Here is a 12151-nt window from a genome sequence, read left to right as displayed (position 1 = left end):
GTGCCCGGCTTGCGCTCTCGCCTGCCGGGGTGTTGAAGACCGATGGCCAGGCACACGCGGCCCGCGCCATGTGGAACCTGCTGCACGCCTGGCGGCAGATGATGCCGAAAGACAAGCGAACCCTGGCGAACGCGGACGCCGCGATACGGCAGGCCCGCGAGGACATCGGCTTTCTCGCCGCCCTGCCCGCGCAGGCCGCGCAAGCGGTCCTCAAGACGTACTTCCAGGCGTGGAAGAACTGCTGGGACGGCCGCGCCGACGCCCCCACCTTCAAGGGCCGGCTGCGCACGGTGATGTCCGTGGACATCCCGCAGGGCCGGGACCTGAACATCCTCCGCGTGCACCGCCGCTGGGGCATGGTCAACATCCCCAAGGTGGGCCGGGTCCGGTTCCGGTGGACCAAAGACCTGCCCGTGGGCAAGCGTGCCAACGCGGAGAACCGGATCACCGGGGCCCGGCTGGTCAAGGACACGCTGGGCTGGCACATCGCCTTCCGTGTCCAGACCCTGGAGGCCAAGCCCGAGGCCCACCAGGGACTGGAAGTCGGCATCGACGTGGGCATCACCGTACCCCTCGCCCTCTCGGACGGGCAGACGTACGAGCACGGCGAGTGGCTGACCGCCAAGGAGAAGGCCAGGCTCCGGCGCTTGGAGCAGCGCGCCGCGCAGCGTAAGCGCCATCGCCAACCCGGCGAGCCGACCAGTCGCCGGCTGCACCACACCTACGACCGGATCGCAGGACTGCGCGCGAAAGCCAAGCGCCGGGCCCTGGACTGGCAGCACAAGACGACCACCACCATCGCCCGCACCTACGGCACCGTCGTGGTCGAAGCACTCACCATCACGAACATGGTCAAGTCCGCCAGGGGAACCCTCGAGGAGCCAGGGAAGAACGTCGCCCAGAAATCCGGCCTGAACCGCTCCATCAGCGGACAGGCGTGGGGCCGGACGGTAACCATGCTGGCGTACAAGACCGCCCGGCACGGCGGCACCCTGGTCAAGGTCCCCGCCCCCGGCACCTCCCGACGCTGTTCCGCCTGCGGCCACACCACGCCCGGCAGCCGGGAGTCCCAGGCCGTGTTCGTGTGCAAGAACCCGGAGTGCGGCTGGTCGGGCAACGCCGACCACAACGCGGCCCGCAACGTCTTGCACCTGTACCGGATGGGCCTCGCGCCCATCCCGGCTGCCGGAAGGGCAGTCGTCAGGCGCGCCAAGCGCGTCAAGCCCGCTACCGCAAGGTAAGCAGGAATCTCCCGGCTTCAGCCGGGAGAGCACTTCAACCGGGGCAGCCCCGCCGGATGTACGACGCACTCACGTCCCCGAAGGACTACGTCAAGCTGACCGCGCAGCAAGGCGCTCAGCTGCACTGCTCCCCCATGGCACCGCAACTGCACTGCGAGGTCGTCTTCGACTGGCTCCAGAACACCTTGGCGGGCGGCCGCTGACCGGGCGCCCGGCCCGGGTCAGTCCCACCAGAACGACCAGTGGTCATTGCCGGTCAGGGCCTCCTCGGCGTAGTCGCGGACCGTGCCCGAGCCCTGCCAGACGTTGTCCGGGCAGAACGCGAAGTGCTCCGCGGCCACCGGCAGGGCCTCGGCCGTGGTGCGGGGCGGGGCCGCCACGTGCAGGTCGAGGCGGTCGAAGCCGAGGGCCAGGATGCGGGCGCCGAACCGGTCCTCCCAGGAGCGCAGCACCGCGCTGATCCGGGCCGTGTCGCTCTCGTGGTTGAGCGGGCCGCCCCAGCCCAGCGCGGCGGGCACGTCGGCGCCGCGGCGGGCGGGGACCAGGGCGAGGCGGGGGCGGCCGAACCAGCCCTCCCGCATGCACGAGGCGGCGAGCTCCGCGGCCGCCGTCTCCGGGTCCCGGACGGGGGTGCCCGCCGCCGCGAGTCCCGGCCAGGCCGGCCCGAAGGGGGTGATCAGCTCCTCGTTCTCCCGCTCCTCCCCCTCCTCCGGTTCCGGGATCACCGCGCTCCAGAACTCCCGCAGCACCGGCTCCGCATGGTGGCCGTCGGGGTCGGACGCCCGGGCCGGGTCCAGGGCGTCCGTGTTCCACCACTCCTCCAGGTGGGGCCGGTCATGGAGCAACACGGCCTGGAACCCGGCGGGTGCGGGGTAGGCGGAGGCGGGCGCGTCCACCGGCCGGTCGGAGAGCCACAGCAACGGCTCCATCCGCGCCCGTCGCAGCCGGCGGCGTACCGGGCGACTGACGACACTGCCCGGGGGCAGGCCGGGAACGGCGGAGCCGAGCGCGGTCAGCGGGCTCGGGCGATCGCTCATACGGCCACCGTAACGGCTCCCTCTGACAGGCCGGAGATGCCGCTGCGCGGCACCCTGGGGCGGAGCCCCGGGAGGGCGGCCCGCAGGGGCTACGCGTCCCTCAGGCCCGCCGCCGCGAGGAGGTACGCCACCATCGGGTCGTAGAAGCGCGGGTCGCGGACGTGGTCGTCCAGGGGGACCGCCACCTGGAGGGTGCCCTCCGCCTCGCCGAGGAACAGCGCGGGGTCGTTGCAGTCCGCGTAGCCCACCGCGTCCAGGCCGCGCTGCGCCGCGCAGCCCGCCCAGCCGTGGTCGGCGACGACCAGGTCCGGCTGCGGGCGCCCCTCCGCCGCCAGCCCGTCCAGGATCGCGGCCATCGGCTCGGGCGAGTGGGTGTGCCACAGCGTCGCACCGCGCTCCAGCACCGCGACGTCCGCGAACTGCCACACGGAGCCCTCGTCGGCGACCAGGCCCGCGGGGATGGCCACGATCTCGCAGCCGGCGCCCCGCAGCGCCGCGGCCGTCGCGCGGTGGACGTCCAGCAGCCCGCCCGGGTGCCCGGTGGCGAACAGGACGCTCTGGCGGTCCAGCGCCGCCTTGCGCAGCCGGGCCGCCATCCGGTCCAGGCCGGCCACGGTCAGTTCGGGGTCGATGGTGTCCTGGCCGGCCCGGTGCGAGGGGTCGTCGACCACGCCGACGCGCTCGGCCATCACCGCGAGCACGTCCTGCTCGTCCGTCCAGCGGTCGCCCAGCTCCAGGCCGAGCCAGTAGTGCCGGTCGCCGTTGGCGAGCTTGCGGTAGTGGCTCAGGTTGTTCTCGCGCGGGGTCGCGACCTGTCCCGCGATCCGCGTGCGGACCAGATGGTCGATGAGTTCGGCTCGGCTGGGCGTCTCTATCGGCTTCGGCATACGGGCCATTCTGCCGCCGCCGGGGCGGAGCCGCCGCGTCCATACCGATCTTCGGAACAGCCGGCCGCGCCCGCTCACGCCGTCAGCGCCCCGAACGCCCCGTGCGCGAGCCTGCGCAGCAGCGCCTCCGTCGCCTCCCGGCCGAGGGCCGCCAGGTGCGGGGTGGAGTTCAGCAGGCCGAAGACCGCGTGCACGGAGACCCGTACCTCGGCCTCGCCCACCTCGGGGTGGAGCCGGCGTACGACGTCCACCCACAGCTCCACGTACTGGCGCTGCAGCTGCCGTACGAGCTTGCGGTCGGCCTCCCGCAGCTTTTCGAGCTCGCGGTCGTGCAGGGTGATCAGCGCCCGGTCGTCGAGGGCGAAGTCGATGTGCCCGTCGATGAGGGAGGACAGCAGGGCCGCCGGGTCCCCGCCGGTCTCCTCGACGCGGCGGCGCCCGCCCGTCAGCAGCCGCTCGCTGATCCCGACGAGCAGCTCGGCGAGCATCGCGTCCTTGCCCGCGAAGTGCCGGTACAGGCCGGGGCCGCTGATGCCCACCGCGGCCCCTATCTCGTCCACGCCGACACCGTGGAATCCGCGCGCGGCGAAGAGGCGGGCGGCCTCACTGAGGATCTGCTCGCGTCGGGTCGGTGCGGCCGCTCTGGTGCTCATGGGAATCCATTCTAGACAGGGCGGTTAGCGGTCGTTAACCTAAGGCGCATACACGTTAACGACCATTAACAGTGTGCACAGTGTGGACCGAGCAAGGGAGCTCGACCGATGCAGCAGGCACCAGTGCTGACGACCGCCGCGGACCCGGCGTCCGAGGCCTGGCGGACCAACGAGGCCGCCCACCGCGAGCTCGCCGAGGGCCTGCGCGCCCGGCTGGAAGCGGCCCGCCTCGGTGGCGGCGAGAAGGCCCGCGCCCGCCACACCGCCCGCGGGAAGCTCCTCCCGCGCGACCGCGTGGACGCCCTCCTCGACCCCGGATCCCCCTTCCTGGAGCTGGCCCCGCTGGCCGCCGAGGGCATGTACGGGGGCGCCGCCCCCGCCGCCGGGGTCATCGCGGGCATCGGCCGGGTCAGCGGCCGCGAGTGCGTCATCGTCGCGAACGACGCCACCGTCAAGGGCGGCACGTACTACCCGATGACCGTCAAGAAGCACCTCCGCGCCCAGGAGGTGGCCCTGGAGAACCGTCTCCCCTGCCTCTACCTGGTCGACTCGGGCGGTGCCTTCCTGCCCATGCAGGACGAGGTCTTCCCCGACCGGGAGCACTTCGGCCGCATCTTCTACAACCAGGCCCGCATGTCGGGTGCCGGGATCCCGCAGATCGCGGCCGTCCTCGGCTCCTGCACGGCGGGCGGGGCGTACGTGCCGGCGATGAGCGACGAGGCCGTCATCGTCCGCAACCAGGGCACGATCTTCCTCGGCGGCCCGCCGCTGGTGAAGGCCGCCACCGGCGAGGTGGTCACGGCCGAGGAGCTCGGCGGCGGCGAGGTCCACTCCCGGATCTCGGGCGTGACGGACCACCTCGCGGAGGACGACGCGCACGCGCTGCGGATCGTGCGCAACATCGTGGCGACCCTGCCCGAGCGCGGGGCCCTGCCCTGGTCGGTCGAGGCGCCGGAAGAGCCGAAGGTGGACCCGTACGGGCTGTACGGCGCGGTCCCCGTCGACTCGCGCACCCCCTACGACGCCCGCGAGATCATCGCGCGGATCGTGGACGGGTCCCGCTTCCAGGAGTTCAAGTCCGAGTTCGGCCAGACGCTGGTCACCGGCTTCGCGCGGATCCACGGCCACCCGGTCGGCATCATCGCGAACAACGGCATCCTCTTCGCCGAGTCCGCACAGAAGGGCGCCCACTTCATCGAGCTGTGCGACCAGCGCGGCATCCCGCTCCTCTTCCTCCAGAACATCTCGGGCTTCATGGTCGGCCGCGACTACGAGGCGGGCGGCATCGCCAAGCACGGCGCCAAGATGGTCACGGCCGTGGCCTGCGCCCGGGTGCCGAAGCTGACCGTGGTGGTCGGCGGCTCGTACGGCGCGGGCAACTACTCGATGTGCGGCCGGGCGTACTCGCCGCGGTTCCTGTGGATGTGGCCCAACGCCAAGATCTCCGTCATGGGCGGGGAGCAGGCGGCCTCCGTCCTCGCCACGGTCAAGCGCGACCAGATCGAGGGCGCCGGCCAGGAGTGGCCCGCCGAGGACGAGGAGGCCTTCAAGGCCCCGGTCCGCGCCCAGTACGAGGAGCAGGGCAACGCCTACTACGCCACGGCGCGGCTGTGGGACGACGGGGTCATCGACCCGATGGAGACCCGGCAGGTGCTGGGACTGGCCCTGACCGCGTGCGCGAACGCCCCACTGGGCGACGCGGGCTTCGGCATCTTCCGTATGTGACGCGAGCGTGAGGACCTCACTGATGTTCAGCACTGTTCTGGTCGCCAACCGCGGCGAGATCGCGGTCCGGGTCATCCGCACCCTGCGGGAGCTCGGCATCCGCTCCGTGGCCGTGTTCAGCGACGCCGACGCCGACGCCCGCCACGTACGGGAGGCCGACACGGCCGTCCGCATCGGCCCGGCCGCCGCCGCCGAGAGCTACTTGTCGGTGGAGCGGCTCCTGGACGCCGCGAAGCGGACGGGCGCCGAGGCCGTCCACCCGGGCTACGGCTTCCTCGCCGAGAACGCGGCCTTCGCGGCCGCCTGCACCGACGCCGGGCTGGCCTTCATCGGGCCGCCCGCCTCCGCCATCTCGCTCATGGGCGACAAGATCCGCGCCAAGGAGACGGTGAAGGCGGCGGGCGTTCCCGTGGTCCCCGGCTCCTCGGGCAGCGGCCTGTCCGACGCCGAACTGGTCGCGGCCGCCTCGGAGATCGGCATGCCGGTGCTCCTGAAGCCCTCGGCGGGCGGCGGCGGCAAGGGCATGCGCCTCGTGCGCGACGAGGCGGTGCTGGCCGAGGAGATCGCGGCGGCCCGCCGCGAGGCCCGCTCCTCCTTCGGCGACGACACGCTGCTCGTGGAGCGGTGGATCGACCGGCCCCGGCACATCGAGATCCAGGTGCTGGCCGACGCCCACGGGAACGTGGTCCACCTGGGCGAGCGCGAGTGCTCGCTCCAGCGCCGGCACCAGAAGGTCATCGAGGAGGCCCCCTCGGTGCTCCTCGACGAGAAAACCCGCGCGGCGATGGGCGCGGCGGCGGTCGACGCGGCCCGCTCCTGCGGGTACGTCGGCGCGGGCACGGTGGAGTTCATCGTCCCGGGCGGGGACCCGTCCTCCTACTTCTTCATGGAGATGAACACCCGCCTCCAGGTCGAGCACCCGGTGACCGAGCTGATCACCGGCCTGGACCTGGTGGAGCAGCAGCTGCGGGTCGCCTCCGGCGAGGCCCTGCCCGTCACCCAGGACGAGATCCGGCTGACCGGGCACGCGATCGAGGCCCGCGTCTGCGCGGAGGACCCGGCGCGGGGGTTCCTGCCGTCCGGCGGTACGGTCCTGGCCCTGTCGGAGCCGAACGGCGGGCCGGTGCGCACCGACTCCGGCCTGACGGCGGGCGTGCCGGTGGGGTCGACGTACGACCCGATGCTGTCGAAGGTCATCGTCCACGGGCCGGACCGCGCCACCGCGCTGCGCCTGCTGCGCGGCGCCCTGGCCGACACCGTGATCCTGGGCGTCCAGACCAACGCCGGGTTCCTGCGGAGGCTGCTGGCCCACCCCGACGTGGTGTCCGGCGACCTGGACACCGGCCTGGTCGAGCGCGACCTCCCGACCCTGCTGCCGGAGGGCGTCCCGGCCGAGGTGTACGCGGCGGCTGCGCTGCTCAAGGCTTCTTTCCCCCGAAACCGGGCTCTGCCCGGACCCGCGCCTCAAACGCCGGCGGGGCCGGGTGGGTACGCCCCGGCGGGGACGGGTGGTTGGGTCGACCCGTTCGACGCCGCCGACGGGTGGCGCCTCGGCGGGACGCCCGCCTGGACCGTGCACCACTTCCGGCTCCCCGGCCAGGACCCGGTGGAAGTCCGTACCCGCCCTCTGGACGCGAGCACCGAGCTGCTCATCTCAGACGGCACGAGCCCGGATCCAGCCTCGGCGGCGTTTGAGGCGCGGGGTCCGGGGCGGAGCCCCGGCGCACCGGCCCGCAGCCGGATCGTCAGCCTCACCCCGGACCACCTCACCATCGAACTCGACGGAGTCACGCACCGGTTCAGCCACGCCACCTCCCCGGAGGGGACCTGGCTCGGCCGCGACGCCGACTCCTGGCACGTCCAGGCGTACGACCCGGTCGAGGCGAACCTGAGCGGCGGGACCCGGACCGGCGCGGACACCCTCGCCGCCCCCATGCCCGGCACCGTCACGGTCGTCAAGGTGGCCGTCGGGGACAAGGTGACGGCCGGTCAGAGCCTGCTCGTCGTCGAGGCGATGAAGATGGAGCACGTCATCTCCGCCCCGCACGCCGGCACCGTCACGGAGCTGGACGTCTCGCCCGGCACCACCGTCGCCATGGACCAGGTCCTGGCCGTCGTCACCCCGGACGAGGAGGAGGGCGCATGAACCGGCTGCCCATGAACGTGCCGGCCCCCGGCCTGCCGGCCCGGGTCCGGATCCACGAGGTCGGGGCCCGGGACGGGCTCCAGAACGAGAAGACGGCCGTCCCCACGGAGGTGAAGGCGGAGTTCGTCCACCGCCTGGCCGCCGCCGGGCTGACCACCATCGAGGCGACCAGCTTCGTGCACCCCAAGTGGGTCCCCCAGCTGGCCGACGCCGAGCAGCTGTTCCCGCTGCTCGGCGACGTGGAGGCCGCCCTGCCCGTCCTCGTGCCCAACGAGCGGGGCCTGGACCGTGCGCTCGCGCTCGGGGCCACCCGTATCGCGGTCTTCGGTTCGGCGACCGAGACCTTCGCCTCCCGGAACCTGAACCGGACCGTGGCCGAGTCCCTCGCGATGTTCGAGCCCGTCGTGGCCCGCGCGAAGGAGGGCGGGGCGCATGTCCGCGGCTATCTCTCCATGTGCTTCGGCGACCCCTGGGAGGGCCCCGTCCCGGTCCACCAGGTGGTCTCCGTCGCGAAGGCCCTGCTCGACCTCGGCTGTGACGAGCTGAGCCTCGGCGACACCATCGGCGTCGCCACCCCCGGCCACGTCCAGCAGCTGCTGAGCGCCCTCAACGAGGCGGGCGTCGCCACCGACCGCATCGGCGTGCACTTCCACGACACCTACGGCCAGGCCCTCTCCAACACCCTCGCCGCGCTCCAGCACGGCGTGACCACCGTCGACGCCTCCGCGGGCGGCCTCGGCGGGTGCCCGTACGCGAAGAGCGCCACCGGCAACCTCGCGACCGAGGACCTGGTGTGGATGCTCGACGGCCTCGGCATCGAGACCGGGGTCGACCTGGCCGCCCTCACCGCCACGAGCGTGTGGATGGCCGAACGGCTGGGCCGTCCCAGCCCCTCCCGTACCGTCCGCGCCCTCTCCCACAAGGAGTAACGAGAACATGTCCCTCGACCACCGGCTCACCCCCGAGCACGAGGAACTCCGCCGCACCGTCGAGGCGTTCGCGCACGACGTGGTCGCGCCGAAGATCGGCGACCTGTACGAGCGGCACGAGTTCCCGTACGAGATCGTCGCCGAGATGGGCCGCATGGGCCTGTTCGGCCTGCCCTTCCCCGAGGAGTACGGCGGCATGGGCGGCGACTACCTCGCCCTCGGCATCGCCCTCGAGGAGCTGGCCCGGGTCGACTCCTCGGTCGCCATCACCCTGGAGGCCGGGGTCTCCCTCGGCGCCATGCCGATCTACCTCTTCGGCTCCGAGGAGCAGAAGCAGACCTGGCTGCCGAAGATGTGCTCCGGCGAGATCCTCGGCGCCTTCGGCCTGACGGAGCCCGGCGCGGGCTCCGACGCGGGCGGCACCCGCACCACCGCCGTGCGCGACGGCGACGAGTGGGTCATCAACGGCTCGAAGTGCTTCATCACCAACTCCGGCACGGACATCACCGGCCTGGTCACCGTCACCGCCGTGACGGGCCGCAAGGCGGACGGCCGCCCGGAGATCTCCTCGATCATCGTCCCGTCCGGCACCCCGGGCTTCACGGTGGCCGCCCCCTACTCGAAGGTCGGCTGGAACTCCTCGGACACCCGCGAGCTGTCCTTCGACGACGTACGGGTCCCGCTCGCCAACCTGGTCGGCGCGGAGGGCCGCGGCTACGCCCAGTTCCTGCGGATCCTCGACGAGGGCCGGATCGCCATCTCGGCGCTGGCCACGGGCCTGGCGCAGGGCTGCGTGGACGAGTCGGTGAAGTACGCGAAGGAGCGTCACGCCTTCGGCAAGGCCATCGGCGACAACCAGGCCATCCAGTTCAAGCTGGCCGACATGGAGATGCGCGCCCACATGGCCCGCATCGGCTGGCGCGACGCGGCCTCCCGGCTGGTGGCCGGGGAGCCGTTCAAGAAGGAGGCGGCGATCGCGAAGCTGTACTCCTCGACGGTCGCCGTCGACAACGCCCGCGAGGCGACCCAGATCCACGGCGGCTACGGATTCATGAACGAGTACCCGGTGGCCCGCATGTGGCGGGACTCGAAGATCCTCGAGATCGGCGAGGGCACGAGCGAGGTCCAGCGCATGCTGATCGCCCGTGAGCTGGGCTTCACCGGCTGACCCCGCCCCAGGTTCGAAGCGGCCCGCGCCCCCACGCGGGCCGCTTTTTGGCGTATTGGGTGACTAGTCACGGTATTCCGGGATAACAGAGTGTTGCCGTGTATGTGCAATTTGCCGGTGTTAGCTTCCTCGCTGCGCGCTGCCCCTGGTCCCGGCCTCAGTCCGGGGACCGGGGTGCCGGTGGGCGCGCTCCGGCCTCAAGCACATGAGGAGAACCCCAGGTGATCAGTTCCGTGCAGCCGCCCCCGCTCCGGAGGAGCCGACGGCTCAGGGCAGCTCTCGTCACAGCTACGCTCGCCGCTTCGCTCACGGCGCCGGCGGCGCTGAACGCCCAGGCGATGGCGGCGGTCCAGCTGTGCACGACGGCGACGGCCCTCGACAACAGCCGCTTCGAGATCGACCTCAACGCGAACCTGGTCGTCAACGGTGGTGTCTCCTGCATCGACTGGCTCACCGGCGGCAGCAACAGCTCGTTCCGCAGCGGGGTCCTGGTGAAGGCCGACCGGCCCAGCGGAAGCAGCGACGACGCCTTCGGCCAGGGCTCGAAGGAGGACGACCCGAACCCGACCATCGTGTTCGGCTCGATCCCGCCGAACAAGAGCGACCTGAAGAACTTCGGCGTGTTCACGGAGCAGAACACGACGCCGAAGTTCCTGGAGCTGTTCTGGCAGCGGGTCAACAACCCGCAGGGCACAACGAACATGGACTTCGAGCTGAACCAGAAGTTCTGCGACCTGACGAAGGTTCCCACGAACTGCGCGAACAACGGGTCCAACGTGCCGCCCGAGACCCCGGTCCGCACCATCGGCGACAAGCTGATCACCTACGACCTCTCCAACGGCGGCACCGTCCCGACCATCTCCATCCGCACCTGGAGCGGCTCGGCCTGGGGTTCGCCGACGGTCATCAGCGGTACGTCGAACCCGCTGGCGGTGGGCTCGGTCAACACCACCTCGATCCCCGCCAACCAGACCGGCGGACTCAGCCCGACCGCCCTCGCCCCGTTCACGTTCGGCGAGGCGGCGATCTCGTACAGCGCGCTCTTCCCGTCGGGCAGCTCCTGCACGACCTTCGGCTCCGCCTACGTGAAGAGCCGCTCCTCGGACTCGTTCAACTCCGAGCTGAAGGACTTCATTTCGCCCGAGCCGGTGCAGATCACCAACTGCACCTCGTTGATCACCTCCGCCACGCCCGAGGCGACGGTCGGTGACACCATCAACGACACCGCGACGCTGGGCGGCGCCTCCGCCAACGCGGGCGGCAGCATCACGTTCAACCTCTACAGCAACTCGACCTGCACGGCTCTGGTCCAGAGCTTCGGCCCGATCGCGGTCAACGGCCCCGGCCAGTACACCACCAACCCGGGGTTCACCACGACGGCCGCCGGCACCTACTACTGGACCGCCTCGTACACCGGCGACGCGAACAACCAGCCCGCCGCCACCTCCTGCCGGGACGCCGACGAGACGACCGTGGTCCGACGGACCGCCCCGTCGATCAACACCCAGCTCCTCGACGCCCAGGGAAACCCGATCACCACGGCCACCATCGGTGACTTCGTGCACGACTCGGCCAGCCTCAGCGGCGCAACCGGCAACGCGGGCGGAACGGTCACGTACGCCTACTACACGGACGCGGCCTGCACGCTGAACAGGGTCCAGGCCGGCAACCCCGTGACGGTCACCAACGGGGTCGTCCCGAACTCGGCCGCGGTGCAGTTCAACCAGATCGGCACGTTCTACTGGCAGGCCAGCTACAGCGGTGACGCCAACAACATGCCGGCGGTGAGCGCCTGCACCGACGAGCCCCTGACCGTGGGCAAGGCCCCGGCGAACATCCTCACCCGCCAGCGGTTCCTCCCGCAGGACACGGCCACGGTCTCGGCCAACTTCGGCGGTCAGCCCACGGGAACGGTCACCTTCGACCTGTACGGCCCGAACAACAACAACTGCAGCACCAACAAGGTGGGCACCTGGACCGGCACGCTGTCGAACGGCACGGCCCAGACCAACAACACCAACTTCTACATCAACGCCGCCAACCAGGGTGAGTACAAGTGGCTGGCGACCTACTCGGGTGACGCCACCCACAACAGCGCGACCAGCACCTGCGGCACCGAGAACTCCAACATCACCATCAACAACGGCCTCTGATCCGGCCGCCCCGGCCATCCCGGCCGAGGCCGGATCCGCTCCGGCCATGACTGACAGAGAGGGCCTTCCGTCACCGACGGAAGGCCCTCTCCGCGTGCGGAGCCGGACACACCGCAAGGAACGTTAGGTCCCCCTTACCAATTTTAGCCAAGGTTAGGCTAACCTTCCCTCCGAACGGCCCAGTGGCCACCGGCACGCACGAAATCGGACAC

Annotated in this window: 10 protein-coding genes; 7 read left to right on the top strand and 3 right to left on the bottom strand. The window is 71.5% G+C overall.

Annotation, left to right across the window (positions count from 1 at the left end; genetic code table 11):
* Positions 1-29 precede the first annotated feature (29 nt).
* Together ACIGFK_RS06635 and ACIGFK_RS06630 are read left to right on the top strand one after the other, a co-directional pair.
* Positions 30-1241 carry an RNA-guided endonuclease InsQ/TnpB family protein gene (locus ACIGFK_RS06635; RefSeq protein ID WP_400050797.1) on the top strand — a complete coding sequence of 404 codons (1212 nt, stop codon included), beginning with the start codon at positions 30-32 and terminating at the stop codon, positions 1239-1241.
* Positions 1242-1297: 56 nt separating this feature from the next.
* Complete coding sequence (locus tag ACIGFK_RS06630; protein WP_376660386.1) at positions 1298-1444, top strand: hypothetical protein; 147 nt, start codon at positions 1298-1300, stop codon at positions 1442-1444.
* 18 nt (positions 1445-1462) lie between these two features.
* Here the strand turns inward: ACIGFK_RS06630 and ACIGFK_RS06625 are convergent, their stop codons facing one another.
* The 3 genes from ACIGFK_RS06625 to ACIGFK_RS06615 all read right to left on the bottom strand — a co-directional run bounded on the left by ACIGFK_RS06625 (position 1463) and on the right by ACIGFK_RS06615 (position 3818).
* On the bottom strand, positions 1463-2278 hold the full coding sequence (locus ACIGFK_RS06625; RefSeq protein ID WP_400050795.1) for a DUF4253 domain-containing protein: 816 nt from the start codon (positions 2276-2278) through the stop codon (positions 1463-1465).
* Between the two features lie 89 nt (positions 2279-2367).
* Complete coding sequence (locus ACIGFK_RS06620) at positions 2368-3174, bottom strand: phosphatase (protein ID WP_376660388.1); 807 nt, start codon at positions 3172-3174, stop codon at positions 2368-2370.
* A 65-nt stretch (positions 3175-3239) separates the two neighbouring features.
* Entirely contained in the window at positions 3240-3818 is a 579-nt protein-coding gene (locus ACIGFK_RS06615; RefSeq protein WP_376660389.1) for a TetR/AcrR family transcriptional regulator, read from the bottom strand.
* Between the two features lie 108 nt (positions 3819-3926).
* Between ACIGFK_RS06615 and ACIGFK_RS06610 the strand changes: the two genes are divergently transcribed.
* From ACIGFK_RS06610 to ACIGFK_RS06590, 5 genes are all read left to right on the top strand, one after another.
* On the top strand, positions 3927-5543 hold the full coding sequence (locus ACIGFK_RS06610; RefSeq protein ID WP_376660390.1) for a carboxyl transferase domain-containing protein: 1617 nt from the start codon (positions 3927-3929) through the stop codon (positions 5541-5543).
* A 22-nt stretch (positions 5544-5565) separates the two neighbouring features.
* Positions 5566-7689 (top strand): acetyl-CoA carboxylase biotin carboxylase subunit, encoded by a 2124-nt coding sequence (locus tag ACIGFK_RS06605; protein ID WP_400050793.1) that lies wholly within the window; start codon positions 5566-5568, stop codon positions 7687-7689.
* Positions 7686-8618 carry a hydroxymethylglutaryl-CoA lyase gene (locus ACIGFK_RS06600; RefSeq protein WP_400050791.1) on the top strand — a complete coding sequence of 311 codons (933 nt, stop codon included), beginning with the start codon at positions 7686-7688 and terminating at the stop codon, positions 8616-8618. Before ACIGFK_RS06605 ends, ACIGFK_RS06600 begins: the two co-directional genes overlap by 4 nt.
* A 7-nt stretch (positions 8619-8625) precedes the next feature.
* On the top strand, positions 8626-9786 hold the full coding sequence (locus ACIGFK_RS06595) for an acyl-CoA dehydrogenase family protein (protein WP_386472350.1): 1161 nt from the start codon (positions 8626-8628) through the stop codon (positions 9784-9786).
* 221 nt (positions 9787-10007) lie between these two features.
* Complete coding sequence (locus ACIGFK_RS06590) at positions 10008-11939, top strand: hypothetical protein (protein ID WP_400050789.1); 1932 nt, start codon at positions 10008-10010, stop codon at positions 11937-11939.
* Positions 11940-12151 lie beyond the last annotated feature (212 nt).

The organism is Streptomyces sp. NPDC085524 (assembly GCF_044541755.1).
GTDB lineage: Bacteria > Actinomycetota > Actinomycetes > Streptomycetales > Streptomycetaceae > Streptomyces.
This window is presented reverse-complemented; position numbering and strand designations above follow the sequence as displayed.

What these genes read in the sequence shown, in the direction of transcription:
- ACIGFK_RS06625 (WP_400050795.1), bottom strand. Translation starts at nt 2,278, where the DNA reads ATGAGCGATCGCCCGAGCCCGCTGACCGCGCTCGGCTCCGCCGTTCCC.
- ACIGFK_RS06600 (WP_400050791.1), top strand. Translation starts at nt 7,686, where the DNA reads ATGAACCGGCTGCCCATGAACGTGCCGGCCCCCGGCCTGCCGGCCCGG.
- ACIGFK_RS06630 (WP_376660386.1), top strand. Translation starts at nt 1,298, where the DNA reads ATGTACGACGCACTCACGTCCCCGAAGGACTACGTCAAGCTGACCGCG.
- ACIGFK_RS06620 (WP_376660388.1), bottom strand. Translation starts at nt 3,174, where the DNA reads ATGGCCCGTATGCCGAAGCCGATAGAGACGCCCAGCCGAGCCGAACTC.
- ACIGFK_RS06605 (WP_400050793.1), top strand. Translation starts at nt 5,566, where the DNA reads ATGTTCAGCACTGTTCTGGTCGCCAACCGCGGCGAGATCGCGGTCCGG.
- ACIGFK_RS06610 (WP_376660390.1), top strand. Translation starts at nt 3,927, where the DNA reads ATGCAGCAGGCACCAGTGCTGACGACCGCCGCGGACCCGGCGTCCGAG.
- ACIGFK_RS06595 (WP_386472350.1), top strand. Translation starts at nt 8,626, where the DNA reads ATGTCCCTCGACCACCGGCTCACCCCCGAGCACGAGGAACTCCGCCGC.
- ACIGFK_RS06615 (WP_376660389.1), bottom strand. Translation starts at nt 3,818, where the DNA reads ATGAGCACCAGAGCGGCCGCACCGACCCGACGCGAGCAGATCCTCAGT.